This is a genomic window from Cupriavidus oxalaticus (genome assembly GCF_038900635.1).
GTDB classification, from domain to species: domain Bacteria; phylum Pseudomonadota; class Gammaproteobacteria; order Burkholderiales; family Burkholderiaceae; genus Cupriavidus; species Cupriavidus oxalaticus_B.
The window spans coordinates 22096-38203 of record NZ_JAYMRX010000013.1 but is presented as its reverse complement, the minus strand read 5'-3'; the positions used below and the strand labels follow the sequence as shown (position 1 = coordinate 38203).

The window sequence follows — 16108 nt, the reverse complement described above, 5'->3', positions numbered from 1 at the left end:
TCAGGCCGCCGCGCCCATCTCCGCCGCAAGGCGCTCCCGGGCGAAGCCCAGGAAGGCGCGCACGCCCTCCGGCAGCGTGCGGCCAGCTAGCGTCTGCAACTCGACCGCACGGCTGCGCATGCCGCGCTCGCGGATGGCCGCGGCATGCAGTTCGCCGCGCCGCAGGCGGTCGCCTACGGTCAACGCGCCCGAGATCGACAGCCCGCCGCCGTGCAGCACGAAGCTGGTCAGTGTCTCGAAGTGGTTGGTCACCAGCACCGGATCGAACACGATGCCGCGCTCGCCGCAGGCAATGTCAAACAGCTGGCGCACGGTGTTGTCGCCTTCCGGCAGCGCCAGCGGGTACGGCTGCATCTGCGCCAGCGTGATGCTGCGAAAGCGCGCCAGCGGGTGGTCCGGCCGCATGATGGCGATGACCGGCGCGGGCTGGCGATGCTCGATGCGGATGCCTTGCTCGGCCGCGCGGCTGTAGGTGATGCCGATGTCCGCGTCTCCATGCAGCACGATGCCGGTCACCTCCGCCGGCGCCGCAACGCGCACATGGAAATGCAGCCCCGGATAGCGCTGGCGGAACTCGGCGATGATGCGCGGCAGGAAGTCGATGGCAAACCCGGCGGAGCTGGCAACGCGCACGCGGCCACGGCGCAGCCCCTGTAGCGCGGCGATCTCCGCCACGACGCGGTCCGCTTCCAGTGCGCCGCGCAGCGCATAGGCGGCGAGCAGTTCGCCGGCCGCGCTGGCGACCATGCCGCGCGGGCGCCGGTCAAACAGCGGCACGCCCAGCAATGCCTCCAGTGCCGCGACCTGCCGGCTGACCGCCGACACGGTCACGCTCAGGCGCTGCGCCGCCTCGGTCAGCGAGCCGCTGCGCACCACCTCCAGGAAGTAGCGCAGCGAAGTGTCCTGCAGGCGGTGCGACAACATGGGGGCAGCTCCGTGGGATGCGGCAGTGCAGCGATCCGCTGCTTTGCGTTTTACGCAAGGATATTTGAAAAAATCATCGATTGCGTAAAGTCCCGCCGGGCCCGTATGCTTTTTCCCGACACCACAGGAGACACCGGGAGAACTCATGGCAAATACGCCTTCCACCGCGCTTTCCACCGACCCGATCACCGAACTCGATGCCGTGGCCCTGTCGCGCGCCATCCATGCCCGCGAGGTTTCCTGCGTGGAGGTGCTGGAGGCCTTCCTCGCCCAGGTCGACCGCCACAACCCGCGCGTCAATGCCATCGTCGCGCCGGCCGACCGCGACGCGGTGCGCACCCAGGCGCAGGCGCTTGATGCCGAACTGGCGCGCGGCGACAGCCGCGGCCCGCTGCACGGCTTTCCGCAAGCGCCCAAGGACATCAGCCCGGCGGCGGGCATGGTCACCACCAAGGGCTCGCCGATCTTTGCCGGGCAGGTCACCCAGAGCGATGCCGCGATCTTCGAGCGCATGCGCGCGGCGGGCTCGGTCTTTATCGGCCGCACCAACTCGCCCGAGTTCGGCCTCGGCGGCCATACCTACAACCCCGTCTACGGCACCACCCGCAATGCCTTCGACCCGGCACGCTCGGCCGGCGGGAGCTCCGGCGGCGCCGCGGTGGCCGTGGCGCTGCACATGCTGCCGGTGGCGGATGGATCGGACATGATGGGCTCGCTGCGCACGCCCGCGGCGTTCAACCAGGTGTACGGGCTGCGCACCTCGGTCGGCTGCGTGCCGCACGGGCCCGCCGACGAGGTCTTCTTCCAGCAGTTCAGCGTGGCCGGGCCGATGGCGCGCAACGTGCCCGACCTGGCGCTGCTGCTGTCGGTGCAGGCCGGCTTCGATGCGCGCATGCCGCTGACGCGCCGAACCGAAGCGCCCGGCGCCTTCACGCTGCCGCCCGCGCGCGACTGGAAGGGTGTGCGCGTGGGCTGGCTTGGCGACCTGGGCGGCCACTTGCCGACCGAGCCCGGTGTGCTCGAAACCTGCGAGCAGGCGCTGGACCACTTCCGCGCGCTCGGCTGCGACGTCGATGCCGCACTGCCGGATTTCGAGCTGGAGCGCCTGTGGCATGCGTGGATCGACCTGCGCAGCTTTTCGGTGGCGGGCGCCAATGGCGCGCTGTACCGCGACCCGGCCACGCGCGCATTGCTCAAGCCCGAGGCAGCCTGGGAAATCGAGCGCGGCCTGGCGCTGCCCGGCACGCGCGTCTACGAAGCCCTGTGCGAGCGCAGCGCGTGGTACCAGGCGCTGCGCTCTCTGTTCGAGCGCTTCGACTATCTGGTGCTGCCGGCCGCGCAGGTGTTCCCGTTCGATGCCGAATTGGACTGGCCGCGCACTGTCGGCGGCCGTGACATGGACACCTACCACCGCTGGATGCAGGTCGTGGTGCCGGCCACCATGGCCGGGCTGCCGGCGCTGGCCGCGCCCGCCGGCTTTGGCCCGCACGGGCTGCCGGCCGGCATCCAGATCATCGGACCGGCGCAGGCCGACGCGGCGGTGCTGCAGCTGGGCCATGCCTACGACCAGGCCGGCGGCTTCTCGCGCGTGCGCAGCCCCTGGCTGGACCGCGCGGCCTAGTTCCACACCACACCATCACAACACCATCACAGCACCACGCGGCCCGGGCTGATCCCGGGCCGGCGCCCACGCTTCGCTTTCCCACAACTGCCGGCAGGAGTGATTCCGATGACCGCAATGCCCCCGAAGCTGTTCCTCGCCTGTGCCGCATTCAGCGCGGCGATGGCCACGGCGCCCGCCATGGCGCAAGCGCCGGCCTGGCCCGAGCGCCCGCTGCGGCTGGTGGTGCCGTTCGCCGCCGGCGGCGCCACCGATCTCCTGGGCCGGCTGCTCGCCGTCGGCCTCGGCGAAAAGCTGGGCCAGCCGGTGGTGGTCGAGAACAAGCCCGGCGCCAGCACGGTGGTCGGCGCCACCCAGGTCGCCAAGGCCGTGCCCGACGGCTACACGCTGCTGCTTGCGGCCAGCACCACGCTGACGCTGAACCCGGCGATCCGGCAGCACCTGGGCTACGCCCCGATCAAGAGTTTCACGCCGCTGGGCCTGGTCGCCGACATGAGCCTGGTGCTGGTTGCCAATCCCGATGCGAAGATCGGCTCGGTGAAAGACCTGGTGACGCAGGCCAAGGCCAATCCCGACAAGTTCTCCTATGGCTCGTTCGGCACGGGATCGTCGGTGCATTTCGGCGGCGAGATGCTCAAGTCCGCCACCGGCATCCGCATGGTCCACGTTCCCTTCAATGGCAGCGCGCCGAGCCTGACCGCGCTCACCGGCGGGCAGGTGCAGGTCGCGGTCGATACCGTGGTGGCCAGCCTGCCGCTGATCAAGGGCGGCAAGATCCGGCCGGTGGCGGTGCTGTCGCCGCAGCGGCTGCCGGCGCTGCCGCAGGTGCCGACGGTGGCGGAAAGCGGCTATCCCGGCTTCCAGATGGGCACGTGGTTCGCTCTGCTGGCGCCGGCGGGATTGCCCGCGCCCGTGCAGCAGAAGCTGGAAAAGGCGCTGGCCGAAGTCGCCAATGCGCCGGCCACGCGAGCGCGCATGGTCGAGCTGGCGCTGACGCCGGCCTACGGCAACGGCGCCGCGGTGCGGGCGCGAGTCGAGAAGGAGCTGCCGGAGATGCGCGCGGTGGCTGCGCGTGCGGATATCCGCGCGGAATGACGGCGGCGGGCGCCACTTGCCTGCCATTGCCGCGCGCGGCTTATGCGATGTGCGCGGCAAATCCTGCCAGGCCGGGCGCCACGTCTTCGCGCAGCGTCAGCGCCGGAATCCGATAGTCGCCGGCGTTCTGCGGCCGGAACGGGATCGGCGCAGTGGCCGCCAGCGTATCGAGGCGCTGGCCCAGCTCTTCGCGGATCGCGGCGAAGCGCGCATCGTCGACCCGGCTGGTCCGGTACACCACGTACGGCGGCAACACGTCGAAGCCAGGGTAGTACAGGATGCCGTGCTGGATCGGGAACAGGACGTCGTCGATAGGCCCGTTGATGCCGCGCGCGCTGTAGTGCGATGCCCAGCCGCCGGTGGTGACGACCAGCATCGCGCGCTTGCCGGCGAGCATGCCTTCGCCGTAGCGGTCGCCCCAGCGTTCGTCCGAGTGCTCCCCCACGCCGTAGGCGAAGCCATAGGCATAAACGCGCTCGATCCAGCCCTTCAGGATCGCAGGCATCGAGAACCACCACAGCGGGAACTGCAGGATCACCGTATCGGCCCATCGCAGCTTGTCCTGCTCGCGTGCAATATCGTCGCTCTGCAGGCCGCTCTCGAATGCATGCTTTGAATCGAGCGACGGATGGAACGGCGCGTCGCCGCGGCGCGCCTTGCTGTCGGCGGCATCGAGCTGCGCCTTCCATTGCATCGCGTACAGGTCGGACACCTGGACCTGGTGGCCGGCATCGCTTAGCCGCTGCACCGCGAAATCGCGGATGGCGCCGTTGAGCGACGTGGGTTCGGGGTGGGCATAGACGATCAGAACGTTCATGACAGCGGCTTCCTTGCATAAGCATTGTTCGGGAAAGCCAGCTTAGGCCGTGGCAAGGTATATTGGAAATGAATATCCAATATCACAGGTATTGTCATGACTAATCTCAGGCGGCTCGACCTCAACCTGCTGGTCACGCTGGACGTGCTGCTGTCCGAGCACAACGTGACCCGCGCCGCGCAGCGCCTGCACTTCTCTCAGCCATCGGTCAGCGTCCACCTGGCCAAGCTGCGCGACTACTTCGGCGATCCGCTGCTGCTGCCCGGACCCCGCGGCATGCGGCCCACGGCAAAGGCCGAGTCCCTGCGCGAGCCGCTGCGCGAAGCGCTGGCCGCGCTGGAGCACGCGGTGTCGCCCGACAGCCCGTTCGATCCCGCCGCCTCCACGCATACCTGGCGCGTGGCGGCAACCGACTACGGCGAATCGACCATCGTGCTGCCGGCCATGCAGACGCTGCGCACTGCGGCGCCGGGCGCGCGGCTGGCGGTGCTGGAGATGGTGCCGTCACGCATCGCCCGCCAGTGCGAGCAGGCCGAACTTGACCTGGCCTTCCACACGACCGAAGGCTCGCCGCCCGCGCTGCACCGGCGCGCCCTGTTCACCGAGCGCTATGTGCTGGCAGGCCGCGCCGGCCATCCGCGGCTGAAGCGGCGGCCGACGCTGGCGCAGTTCTGCGCGCTCGAGCATGTAATGGTGTCGCCCGACGGCGGCGGTTTCTCCGGCGTCACCGACGACGCGCTGGCACTGGCCGGCATGCAGCGCCGCGTGGTGCTGTCGGTGCCGCACTTCCTCTTCGTCACCGCCGTGCTGGCGAACACCGACCTGGTGGCAATGGTGCCGCAGCGGCTGGTGCGCGACGCGCCGGGACTGCGCGTGGTCGAGCCGCCCGTCGAGGTGCCCGGCTACGAGATGTCAATGCTGTGGCACGAGCGCGTGCATCGCGACCCGGCGCACCGCTGGCTGCGGGAGCACATCGCAGCCTCGCTGTGACACCGCAGATCGCGCGCAGATTTTTGCATACAAAATTGGAATACAATCAATGTTTTCAACATAGCGGCCGGGTGCTTTCCGCGCCGCCCCAGTCTTGGAGGAGACCCATGACCTACAGTGCAACCGGCCTGACTTCCCGCCACACCGCCGCGCTGGCCCCGATCGAGGACTACCTGCAGGGCCACGCCACCGGCAACCCCGAGGTAATGCGCCGCGCCTTCCATTCCGACGCCCGCATCGTCTCGTTCCGCGACGGCAAGCTGCATTCGCTGACGGTCGAAGACTTTATCGCCGCGCGCTGCCCCGGCCATCCCGCGGCCGACGAAGCGCAACGCCAGCGCGCCATCACCCAGTTCGACGTGGTCGGCAATGCCGGCGTGGCCAAGGTCGTGCTGGAGCATCCGGACGTGGTCTTTACCGACTACATGACGCTGCTGCAGATCGACGGCGCGTGGAAGATCGTCAACAAGACCTTCAGCGCGGCGCCGCGCGCGCAGCAGTAACGCACGCGGCGGCTGCCCGCGCAACTCAGCCGGGCAGCACCGCGGTGGCTTCGATCTCGAACAGCATGTTGTCGAGCGCCAGCCGCGGCACGGGGATCAACGTGCAGGCCGGCGCCGGCCGGTCGCCCCACATCTCGCGCAGCGCGGCGCCGAAGGTGCGCAGGCGGTCGTGCGAGTGGTCGACCACCAGCACCGTGAGCTTGGCGACATCGCCAACGTCGGCGCCCGCGGCCTGCAGCGCAATGCGCAGGTTCTGCATGGCACGCGCCACCTGCCGCGGGAAATCCGCAGCCAGGCAGCCGGCCGCATCCTCGCCGCCTTGTCCGGCCACGTAGACGATGCGGGCTGGCCCTTCCACCACCGCCATGTGCGAATAACCGTTGGGACGCGGGTCGTACAGCGCGGGGGGATTGATCAGGTTCAGCGAAGCATTGGAGCGGGCAAGCGTCAGCATGGTCATCAACTCTGTGTTGAGCAAAGGCGAACAATGGAGCCGCAAGTATCAAACCTCAAGTTAGGTTAAGGTCAAGCGCGGCCATGGTGTTAGCATGGGCATTCCCGCCGCCGCCTGCCGCCACCTACCAGCACTTCGCGCCGCCACCGCTCCCAGCCCATGCCCAAGACATCCAGACCCGCTTCCGCCGCCCCTGCCGCGCCTGCCGCGGCCGGTGCGCCGCGCCGGCGCCGGCCAGGACCTGCCGAAGAACAGCTGTCGGTCGGCCAGGTGGCCGAACGCACCGGCATCGCGGTATCGGCGCTGCATTTCTATGAATCGCGCGGGTTGATCGCCAGCACGCGCAGTGGCGGCAACCAGCGCCGCTATGCGCGCGCCGTGCTGCGGCGGCTGGCGGTGATCCGCGTGGCGCAGCGCATGGGGCTGCCGCTGGCGGTGATCGCGGCGGCAATGCAGAAGCTGCCCGACGGGCGCGCGCCGACGGTGGCGGACTGGCGACGGCTGTCGGCCAGCTGGCGCGATGACCTGGATGAACGCATCCGTACGCTGACGATGCTGCGCGACCAGCTCGATGGCTGCATCGGGTGCGGCTGTTTGTCGCTGAAGGCGTGCCCGCTGCGCAATCCGCACGATGCGCTGGCCGGAGCAGGGCCGGGGCCGCACTTCCCCGGCGAAGAGGATTAAGCGGACGCCATATAAGCGGACGCCCTAGCGGAATGTCTGCAGGTAGCCGAGCAGGTCTTCGATCTGCTTGTCGTTGCCCATGCCCCAGAACCGCATTTTGGTGCCCGGCACGACCTTGGCCGGAGAACGCAGGAAGGCGCTCAACGTGTCGTGCGACCACACCACCCTGGATGTGCGCATCGCTTCCGAATACTGGAAATCCGTCGTGCTGCCCGCCTCGCGCCCGAAGATGCCGTTCAACTGCGGCCCGAACGCGCCGCGCGCATTGCGGCCGACGTAGTGGCACGACGCGCAGCGCGTGGCAAACAGTGCCTTGCCGGCCTGCAGGTCAGGCGCGGCGTGCGCCACGGCGGGCATTGCGGCAAGGATGGACAAGACCAGGGCGGGGGCGGCGGGCAAGACGGTACGGCGCATGGGCAACACGGGGCAATGAACTGCGAGGCTGCATGATACAGGCGCGCGGGTGGGTGGACAGGTTACACCACGTCACATTTGCAACACTTCGAGCGCCCAATATTACGGACCCTGCCCCTACAGTGAGCCCATGTCCAACGCCCCTTGGGAGGCAGCCATGAAACGAATCCTTGCAATGGCGGTAGCAGGCGGTGCCTTGCTGGCGGCGAGCGCCGCAGCCCATGCCGGCGTCAGCGTCGGCATCAATATCGGCGCGCCCGCCGTTGTGGTGGCCGAGCCGGCGCCGGTGTACCGCCCGGCCCCGGTCTACGCGCCGGCGCCGGTTGCGTATGCCCCTGCCCCCGTCGCCTATGTTCCGGCGCGCCCGGTGGTGGTGGCCCCGGTGCCGGTGCGCTATCGCCCCGACTATCATGCCGGCTACCACGCCGACTATCGTCCCGGCTATCACCGCGCGGAATACCGTGAAGCCCGCCGCGAATGGCGCGAGCGCGAATGGGCCCGTCGCCATGACGGCCACCACGATCACCGCGGCGGTCCGGGCCGCCACTGGGACTGACGCGCTGCTGCCGGCCGGGCCCGCTGGTCCGGCCGCCGCGGAAAGACCCTTCCAGCAAAGATCCGCAAGTCGGGCTACCCTGTCGGCCAACATCCCGTTTGAGCCTGCCAGGAAACCGCCGTGACCCAACCCCTGAGAATCGACTTCGTCTCCGACATCGCCTGCCCATGGTGCGCCATCGGCCTGTCTTCGCTCCAGCTGGCGCTGCAGCGCCTGGGCGACGATGTCGACGCCGAGATCGTGCTGCATCCCTTCGAGCTGAACCCCGACATGGGTCCCGAAGGCCAGGCCATCGTCGACTACCTCGGCAAGAAGTATGGCCGCACGCCCGCGCAGATCGCCGAAACCCAGGCCATGATCCGCGAGCGCGGCGCCGGCGTGGGCTTCACCTTCGGCGAGCGCGCCTTCGTCTACAACACTTTCGACGCGCACCGGCTGCTGCACTGGGCCGGCCTGGAAGGCAAGCAAGTCCCGCTGAACCTGGCGCTGCTGCGCGCCTACCATACCGATGGCAAGGATCCGAGCAGCCATGCCGTGCTGCTTGAGGCGGCGGCGTCCGTCGGCCTGGATGCGGACGCTGCGCGCCAAGTGCTGGAAAGCGGCCAGTACGCCGACGAGGTGCGCGCCGAGGAGCGCCAGTACCAGCAGATGGGCATCCAGTCGGTGCCCTCCGTGATCTTCAACAACCGCTACCTGGTAACGGGCGGGCAGCCGGTCGAGGCCTTCGAGCAGGCGATCCGGGAGATCGCGGCCGAGGCGCAGGCGGGTACGGCCGGCTGAAGCGACGAGGGCGCTGACCGGCCGACCTGGCATGGCCCGCAGGCCGGGGAGCTTGCGGGCTAAGAACTGCGCTTGTGTCCGCGCCGTTCATTGACCGCTTCGCCGAGCAACTCCAGCATTGCCAGCGAATCATCCCAGCCGATGCACGCATCGGTAATACTCTGCCCGTAAGTCAAGGCGGACGGGCTGTGCTGCCCCGGGGTGAACTTCTGCGCGCCGGCCACCAGATTGCTCTCGACCATGACCCCGAAGATGGAGCGGCTGCCGCTGCCAATCTGCTGCGCCACGTCCCGCGCCACATCCAGCTGCCGCTCATGCTGCTTGCTGCTGTTGGCGTGACTGAAATCCACCATCAGGGCATTGCCCAGCCCTGCCGCCTGCAGCTCGCGGCAGGCCGCCGCCACCGAATCCGCATCGTAGTTGGGAACCTTGCCGCCGCGGAGAATGACGTGGCAATCCGGATTGCCCTTGGTGTGCACCGTCGCGACCTGGCCGTTCTTGTGCACGCCCAGGAAATGGTGCGGACGCGATGCGGCCTGGATCGCGTCGATCGCAATCCTGATGTTCCCGTCGGTGCCATTCTTGAATCCGATCGGCGCTGAAATACCCGAAGCCAGCTCGCGATGCACCTGGCTTTCCGTGGTGCGGGCGCCGATCGCGCCCCAGCAGATCAGGTCGCCTATGTACTGGGGCGAGATCACGTCCAGCAGCTCGCCGGCCGCCGGCAGGCCGAGGCGGTTGATGTCGACCAGCAGGCTGCGCGCAATGCGCAGGCCCTCGTCGATACGATAGCTTTCGTCCAGATAAGGGTCATTGATCAGCCCTTTCCAGCCGACCGTGGTCCGGGGCTTCTCGAAATACACGCGCATCACGATCTCGAGCGTCCCGGCATGGCGCTGCCGTTGCGCCAGCAATAGCCGCGCGTACTCGAGCGCCGCCTGCGGATCGTGGATCGAGCAAGGTCCCATGATCACCAGCAGCCGGTCGTCCGCGCCATGCTGGATACGCGTAATGCGCTGGCGCGTCTGCGTGATCAGCGACTCGACAGCCGTGTTCCGGATCGGGAAAAAGCGGATCAGGTGTTCGGGCGGCGGCAGCGGGATGATGTCTTCGACATGCGCGTCGTCAGTCACGCTGGTGCGGTCCGGCGGTGACTGCCAATCATTGGCAATGGTGGACGAAGGCTTGAGAGGATCGTTCATGGCGAGGTCGACCTGGTTTTGCTAGCAATCGATGGTGCTACACCAATGGCGGGGGCGTCAAGGCAGGCACAGACCGGTCGATTCCCGATCTGTGCTGATGGGCACAGACGGCCCGCCTTCGCCACCCTGGTCCGCAGGTGCCTGCCCCTTCCGCTGCAGGGACAGCGTTGGGGACCGCCCCTCGCTCCCTTCGAAAGCTGGTTGAGGCAGACCGATCGCAGCACGAACGCAACGTGCTGGGCATGATCGCCTTCTTCTGCTCGATCATGCCCGGCACGGGTTGCGGCAGTGGCATCACGCCCTTCATGCCGCCGGCGGAGAACAGCGCCGCGACCAGCAACTCTCATCACCGCACCACGTAGACCGGGCGAGATGCGACGTAGACGGTACGCGGCAGCGGCGTGGCCTTCACGACCACCGTCGGCAGCGGCGCCGAGGCAACGACCACCCTGGGTGCAGGCTTGACCACCACCTTGGGCGGCGGCGCGACCACCACCGCCGGCGGACGGACATAGACGCTGGCCGGCGCGACCACCACGGTGGAGGCAAAGGCCTGGCTGCTCGCCAGCAGGATCAGCGTACCGGCGGCAGCGCCAAGAAAGCGGGGGATTCGGGGGAGTCGGGGGAAGCGCGAGGTCATCACAAGTCCTTCAGTTTCGGTTTCAGCCGGGCGGTGCAGCGCGGCAACGGACCGAACTATAGGTCGGGGGCCGGCGAATTTCGACGCGGAAAACATGTCGCGGTGTTACACGGCGGCGGCCCCGCGAGGCATGACATGGGGCGACATATTTCCCGCATGGCGCCGGCCGCGATCGATCACTACATTTGCCTCACCGACGCAGCAATGCCCGCTCCCCCGCAAAGCAAGGCGTCACCTCTCACCACACAGGACGATCATGCACAGCCTCCACAAGATCACCCTTCTCGCCACAGTCTTCGTCGTGGCGGTCTCACTGGTCGAAGCCTTCTTCCTGGCGCGCAAAGCTCGCCAGCAAGGCAAGGCCTACCCCTGGCACGAAATGGGACTGTCGCTGGCCGACATGGTCGGACGCAAGCTGATGGCACTGCTGCCGCTGTCACTGGCCACGCCCATCTTCGCGTTCGCCTGGCAACACCGCATCTTCACGGTCGAAATCAACAGCGCGCTGGCCGTGCTGCTGCTCTTCCTCGGACAAGAATTCTGCTACTACTGGTACCACCGCGCCTCGCACCGCATCCGCTTCTTCTGGGCCACGCACGCGGTGCACCATTCGCCGAACGAACTGACGCTGGGTACCGCTTATCGGCTGGGCTGGACCGGCAAGATCCTTGGCGCGTCGATGTTCTTTGTCCCGCTGGTCTGGCTTGGCGTGCGTCCGGAAGTCGTGCTGTCCACGCTGAGCCTCAACCTGCTGTACCAGTTCTGGCTGCATACCACCTGGATTCCCAAGCTGGGCTGGTTCGAAAAAGTGTTCAACACCCCGTCGGCGCACCGCGTGCACCATGCCTCGAATGTGGATTACCTGGATGCCAACTATGGCGGCGTGCTGATCGTATTCGACCGCCTGTTCGGCACCTACGTGGAAGAGCGTGAAGACGAACCGTGCCGCTACGGCCTGGTCCACCCGACCACCACGCGCAACCCGTTCGTCAACCAGTTCGAACACTGGATTGGCCTGGGCAAGGACATGATCAACGCCGACAGCCTGCTGAATGCGATCGGTTACCTGCTGATGCCTCCGGGCTGGGCACCGGACGGGAAGGGTCAGACGACGGAAGTCCTGCGGCAGCAGCAAGCAATGGAGCGCGCGGTGGCGGTCAGCGCGAGGTAACAGGCAGGGCGGACGGAGAAAAGACGGGCAGCGCAGGCTGCCCGTCTTTTTTATTACACTGAGCCTTCGAGCCGTATCCCTTACCCGAATTTCGACACGTCACCCTGCTTCCGGAGAGACACGCATGAAAGCCTGGGTTGCAAAGGCAGTTGGAGCGTTTGGCTGTGCCATGGCACTCCTTGCGGGTCCGGCGAGCGGCGCCGAACCGGCCGCGCTGGTCATTTCGGCTGGTACGCAACAACGCAGCTGGACGGTCGATACGTTGCTGAAGGACCGTCGGCTGACCGACGTGACGGTCGACGATGACAACCTGAAACGCCGCCTGACATTCAAGGCGATCCCCATGGCCTCCCTGTTGCGCGGCATGCCTGCGGAATCCGGCGCGACTGCCACGACGGCAGCCAGCGATGGCTACGTCTCTCACCTGCCCCTGCGGATGCTGCTGGCCGATAGCGCCGACGAGCCGCGGGCCTGGCTGGCGGTAGAAAATCCTGCGAGGCCGTGGCCGAAGCTCAAGGGCCAGGGCATCGGCCCGTTTCGGCTGATCTGGACACTGCCGTCGGGGCGCGCCGCATCCGTGGTCAATGAAAGCCATTGGACCTACAACATCGTGCGCATCGATATCACCGCATCGCCTGCGGAGCGCTTTGCGGCCATCCGGCCCGGCTCCGACCAGCCGGCCGACGGCGCCGTCATGCGCGGCTTCGCGGCCTTCCAGCGCGTCTGCTTCTCATGCCACTCGCTGAACAAGGTGGGCGATGCCCACCTCGGTCCGGACCTCAATGTGCCGTACAGCGCGGTGGAGTACATGGGCGACGACAAGCTGACCAGGCTGATCCGCGACCCGCAGTCACTGCGCTGGTGGCCCGGCGCGCGCATGCCGGCCATCGACCAAAAGACGCTATCGGATGCGGACCTGAAGGACCTGCTGGCGTACCTGCATCATATGGCCGGGCGCAAGGGCTCCTGAAGCGAGACTTGCGTCAGGTCTTTTCCGGCATGGCCGACGAGTGGTGGCTTGTGATCAGCCATTGCGAACCGGTCCAGCGATAGGTGTAGGTATAGCGCGCCTTCACGACGGCTCCGGTTCGCGCGAACGTGAAGGTATAGGTCCCGGCATCCACCGCAAAATTGCAGCCCAGCTCGATGCTGCGAAAGTCGATTTTTCCGGAAGGACGGCTTTGCAGGAACTCCTTGAAATAGTCGAGCTTCTCGGCGGGAGTCATGCGCGGTTTGTTGGATACCGTCGGAAGCAGGATCGAGCGTTCCGCATAATTGGCCACCACCTTGTTGGGGTCGCCTGTCTGCAGGGACTGGTTCCATCGGTCAAACAACGCGGCGATTTCCTGCTCCGAGGCTTGCTTGCAGGATTCGGTGCGTGACGCCTGTGGCGACGACTGCGGCGCCGCCTGTGGACTGGCTGGCGATCCCTGGTTCATGGCGCATCCGGCAAGTATGAAGGCCAGGGCAGCAGTGCAGGATAGCTTCATGGCTAGCTCCTTGGATTTATGGTTAGAGCCGGAATGCACGCAATGCAGTATGGACTATCGGGCAGGCGTTAGCCATGTCCGCATCGTGCCGGCATAGCACGGACAAAGCACCATTTAAGCGCCTTCTTAATATTGGCAGCCGGCGCTAAGCCTGCGCTATCCCCGCCCGAAGGTCGGTCATGATCTGCTCGGCAAGGAAATCGCAAGGAGGCCGCCTGGACTTCGCGCTTCGGGCGAGGATGAGCTCGAGCGGCGGCAGGTCGGGCAAACCATGGGCCTGGCCGAGCACGGTCAGTTGTGGCGGGATCGCGCATCGGGCCAGCGCCGCGACGGCCAGCCCGGCCTCGACCATGCTGAGCAAACCCAGCAGGCTCGGGCTCTCGTACGACGTTCGATGCGCAATCCGTGCGCGATCCAGGCTGCGGATCGCGTTCTCGCGCGCCACGCTCCCTGGCATGAACACGGCGATAGGCAACGGCCTGTCTTCCCAAACCTGCGGCCCGTTCGTCATGGCGGCCCATGCCATCGGCTCGTTCCGGATGAAGTCGCCGGACAAGCCCTTCACCCGCGTGCCGCAGACCAGGTCGACCGTGCCGTCCTTGACCAGTGGCGCCAGCGCGCTGCTGGGCAGGCCGACGACCTGGATCTGCACTTTCGGATACGTCGTCGAGAACTTCTTCAACACCGAGGGCAGCAGCGATGAGGCGTAGTCGTCGGGCACCCCGATCGCTACCTTCCCCGTCACCTCCGGCCGCACCACGGCGGCCCAGGCTTCGTCGTGCAGGGCCAGCATGCGCCGGGCGAAGCCCAGCAGCACTTCACCCTCGTGCGTCAGCACAATGCTGCGCGGCCGCCGCACGAACAGGGCCCGGCCCAGCGCTTCCTCGAGTGCCTTGATTTGCATGCTGACGGCGGACTGCGAACGGTTCACCGCCTCGGCGGCCCGCGTCATGTTGCCGGTCTCTGCGACGGCGACGACCGTGGCCAGGACATCGTGGTCGAGCATCTTCATGGCTATCAGGAAAACTGAATGCAACAATCAATATTATGCGTTTTTCTTCTGGAAAACGGCGTGCGATATTCGGCAGCAACAAACAAAAAACGTGGACTGCAAGCTCGCGCCACGTCTTGACCGCGGGATTTCCGTATCCGCCATCCGAGCATGGACAACAAAGCCGCTTCGCAACTCGTCGACCACCCGCTACGCGCCTCGCTCGTCGCTGAACTGCACGCCCGCCCTTTTCTGCGGCTCAGCGGCAGCGTGTCGCTGACCCACTACGCGATCTACGCGGATGAGGACCCTTCGATCCACGAATTTCTCGTTCGCACCCTGTGCGAACAGACCGGCATGGCGCTGCCCGCGGACGGGGTCACGCACTACGCCGTGCAATCGCCTTTCGGCTGGCATCTGAAATGGGAGCGGCATACCGAGTTCTCCACGTTCACGTTCGTCAGTCCGCGCGACGACACCGACTACTTCAACGACCTCGCGATCCATGGTGTTCCGGCGGACTGGCTGAGCCTGCTGGCGGGCAAGCGGTTTCATGCGGTCCGGATGGAATTGCTCTCGGCAGACGCTGCCGCCGGCGTGACGGCGAACTTGCGCCATTGGCTCGACGGGCCGGTTCTCGTCGGCAGCGATGTCCTCGGCGGCGGCAAGGTCTACTGCGACTGGAATGTGCGGGCCGACGGCTATATGCGCATCCTCGCCATCGATGAGGACTTCCGCGAGGAACAGGGCGGCAGGCTTCTGCAACGGCTTTACGAGATCGAGACGTATCGGATGATGGCGTTGCTGGCGTTGCCGGTCGCACGCCGCCTGGGCCGGGAGCTCGACGACATTCATGCATCGCTCCAGGACCTGATGCGGGCCATGGATACCCGTCGCGCCGGCGACGACGATGCGGAACTGCTGGACAGGCTCACCGAACTGGCCGTGCGCGTGGAATCGCTGTCCGGGCACAGCGGGCGCTTCAGCGCTTCGCGCGCCTATGAGCGGATCGTGCTGGCGCGCATCCAGGAGTTGCGGGAACAGCGCATCGAAGGCATGCCTACGATCTCGGAATTCATGGAGCGGCGTTTCGGACCCGCCATGGAGACGTGTCGCAGCGTCTGGTCACGCCATGAACAGATCGCGGCACGGGTCGCGCGTGCTGTCGACCTGCTGCGCACCCGCGTCAATCTGACCCAGGAACGCGATGTGACCCGGCTGCTGGCCGGACTGGATCGTACCGCGCGGAACCAGCTGCATCTGCAGCATGCCGTCGAGGGCCTGTCCGTCGCCGCGATCTCGTATTACGTACTGTCCATTGCGGCGGCGGGATTGAAGGCATTGCATGTCGTAAAGCTGCCCGTCGATCCCGAGCTGGCGGAAGGCCTGTTGATCCTTCCCGTGGTGCTGATCGTGTTCGGCATCATCAAGCGCAGCCGGACCCATAAATCGCACGATGGCCTTGCCCAGGCAGGCCGCGCCTGAAGAATCGCCGACCTGAAGAGCTTCTTGCCGAGAAACACCTATGAACGCCACTCCAAGCATTGACCCCTCTCCCGAATCGTTGCCGGGCGCCATCCGGCAGGCAGTGCAGATCCGGCCGCATCGGGCGGGCCAGCAAAAGACGCCCACCGAAGTGCTGACGGACAATTCGAACGACCGGCCAGACGTCGCGACGATCGCGGTTCTGGGCTACAACTGATGTAAAAAAACCCGCCCGGAAGCCGGGCGGGCAAGTACTGCCTCTCCTTACCTCTTGCTGCGTCGTTACCGCGC

General features: G+C 66.8%; 19 protein-coding genes. 11 read left to right on the top strand and 8 right to left on the bottom strand.

Translation table 11 applies throughout. The features are described 5' to 3' along the window. Entirely contained in the window at positions 1 to 924 is a 924-nt protein-coding gene (locus VSR71_RS20280; protein ID WP_342915639.1) for a LysR substrate-binding domain-containing protein, read from the bottom strand. Positions 925 to 1069: 145 nt separating this feature from the next. Here VSR71_RS20280 and VSR71_RS20275 point away from each other — a divergent pair, with 145 nt between their 5' ends. Both VSR71_RS20275 and VSR71_RS20270 read left to right on the top strand, forming a co-directional pair. After that, positions 1070 to 2545 (top strand): amidase, encoded by a 1476-nt coding sequence (locus VSR71_RS20275; RefSeq protein WP_342915638.1) that lies wholly within the window; start codon positions 1070 to 1072, stop codon positions 2543 to 2545. A gap of 108 nt (positions 2546 to 2653) precedes the next feature. After that, on the top strand, positions 2654 to 3640 hold the full coding sequence (locus tag VSR71_RS20270) for a tripartite tricarboxylate transporter substrate binding protein (protein WP_342915637.1): 987 nt from the start codon (positions 2654 to 2656) through the stop codon (positions 3638 to 3640). Between the two features lie 40 nt (positions 3641 to 3680). Here the strand turns inward: VSR71_RS20270 and VSR71_RS20265 are convergent, their stop codons facing one another. After that, positions 3681 to 4457, bottom strand: a complete 777-nt coding sequence (locus tag VSR71_RS20265; RefSeq protein WP_342915636.1) for an NAD(P)H-dependent oxidoreductase — start codon at positions 4455 to 4457, stop codon at positions 3681 to 3683. 96 nt (positions 4458 to 4553) lie between these two features. Between VSR71_RS20265 and VSR71_RS20260 the strand changes: the two genes are divergently transcribed. Then, positions 4554 to 5447 (top strand): LysR family transcriptional regulator, encoded by an 894-nt coding sequence (locus VSR71_RS20260; RefSeq protein ID WP_342915635.1) that lies wholly within the window; start codon positions 4554 to 4556, stop codon positions 5445 to 5447. Between the two features lie 107 nt (positions 5448 to 5554). After that, positions 5555 to 5950, top strand: a complete 396-nt coding sequence (locus VSR71_RS20255) for a nuclear transport factor 2 family protein (RefSeq protein WP_342915634.1) — start codon at positions 5555 to 5557, stop codon at positions 5948 to 5950. Between the two features lie 25 nt (positions 5951 to 5975). Here VSR71_RS20255 and VSR71_RS20250 read toward each other — a convergent pair whose 3' ends face one another. Continuing rightward, a complete protein-coding gene (locus VSR71_RS20250) occupies positions 5976 to 6404 on the bottom strand; it encodes a RidA family protein (protein ID WP_342915633.1) in 429 nt (142 codons plus the stop codon). A 159-nt stretch (positions 6405 to 6563) separates the two neighbouring features. On the opposite strand from VSR71_RS20250, the gene soxR reads away from it, so the two are divergent. After that, positions 6564 to 7088, top strand: a complete 525-nt coding sequence (gene soxR, locus VSR71_RS20245) for a redox-sensitive transcriptional activator SoxR (RefSeq protein WP_342915632.1) — start codon at positions 6564 to 6566, stop codon at positions 7086 to 7088. Positions 7089 to 7112: 24 nt separating this feature from the next. On the opposite strand, the gene VSR71_RS20240 is transcribed toward soxR, so the two are convergent. Further along, the gene (locus VSR71_RS20240) at positions 7113 to 7502 is read right to left on the bottom strand and encodes a c-type cytochrome (RefSeq protein WP_342915631.1); all 390 of its coding nucleotides are present in this window, start codon (positions 7500 to 7502) and stop codon (positions 7113 to 7115) included. Between the two features lie 157 nt (positions 7503 to 7659). On the opposite strand from VSR71_RS20240, the gene VSR71_RS20235 reads away from it, so the two are divergent. Further along, positions 7660 to 8058, top strand: a complete 399-nt coding sequence (locus VSR71_RS20235) for a hypothetical protein (protein WP_342915630.1) — start codon at positions 7660 to 7662, stop codon at positions 8056 to 8058. Between the two features lie 120 nt (positions 8059 to 8178). Next, entirely contained in the window at positions 8179 to 8838 is a 660-nt protein-coding gene (locus tag VSR71_RS20230) for a DsbA family oxidoreductase (protein ID WP_342915629.1), read from the top strand. 59 nt (positions 8839 to 8897) lie between these two features. Here VSR71_RS20230 and VSR71_RS20225 read toward each other — a convergent pair whose 3' ends face one another. Together VSR71_RS20225 and VSR71_RS20220 are read right to left on the bottom strand one after the other, a co-directional pair. Beyond that, entirely contained in the window at positions 8898 to 10040 is a 1143-nt protein-coding gene (locus VSR71_RS20225; RefSeq protein ID WP_342915628.1) for a 3-deoxy-7-phosphoheptulonate synthase, read from the bottom strand. A gap of 346 nt (positions 10041 to 10386) precedes the next feature. Then, positions 10387 to 10680: a hypothetical protein gene (locus tag VSR71_RS20220; RefSeq protein WP_342915627.1), complete on the bottom strand. Its 294-nt coding sequence runs from the start codon at positions 10678 to 10680 to the stop codon at positions 10387 to 10389. Positions 10681 to 10936: 256 nt separating this feature from the next. On the opposite strand from VSR71_RS20220, the gene VSR71_RS20215 reads away from it, so the two are divergent. Together VSR71_RS20215 and VSR71_RS20210 are read left to right on the top strand one after the other, a co-directional pair. Beyond that, on the top strand, positions 10937 to 11851 hold the full coding sequence (locus VSR71_RS20215; RefSeq protein WP_342915626.1) for a sterol desaturase family protein: 915 nt from the start codon (positions 10937 to 10939) through the stop codon (positions 11849 to 11851). A gap of 124 nt (positions 11852 to 11975) precedes the next feature. Beyond that, positions 11976 to 12821, top strand: a complete 846-nt coding sequence (locus tag VSR71_RS20210) for a cytochrome c (RefSeq protein ID WP_342915625.1) — start codon at positions 11976 to 11978, stop codon at positions 12819 to 12821. 13 nt (positions 12822 to 12834) lie between these two features. Here the strand turns inward: VSR71_RS20210 and VSR71_RS20205 are convergent, their stop codons facing one another. After that, positions 12835 to 13341 (bottom strand): DUF4440 domain-containing protein, encoded by a 507-nt coding sequence (locus VSR71_RS20205; RefSeq protein WP_342915624.1) that lies wholly within the window; start codon positions 13339 to 13341, stop codon positions 12835 to 12837. Positions 13342 to 13486: 145 nt separating this feature from the next. Further along, positions 13487 to 14353, bottom strand: a complete 867-nt coding sequence (locus VSR71_RS20200; RefSeq protein WP_342915623.1) for a LysR family transcriptional regulator — start codon at positions 14351 to 14353, stop codon at positions 13487 to 13489. 150 nt (positions 14354 to 14503) lie between these two features. Between VSR71_RS20200 and VSR71_RS20195 the strand changes: the two genes are divergently transcribed. After that, positions 14504 to 15817, top strand: a complete 1314-nt coding sequence (locus VSR71_RS20195; protein ID WP_342915622.1) for a DUF3422 domain-containing protein — start codon at positions 14504 to 14506, stop codon at positions 15815 to 15817. 40 nt (positions 15818 to 15857) lie between these two features. After that, positions 15858 to 16034, top strand: coding sequence for a hypothetical protein (locus tag VSR71_RS20190; RefSeq protein WP_342915621.1), 177 nt, complete (start codon positions 15858 to 15860; stop codon positions 16032 to 16034). Positions 16035 to 16108 lie beyond the last annotated feature (74 nt).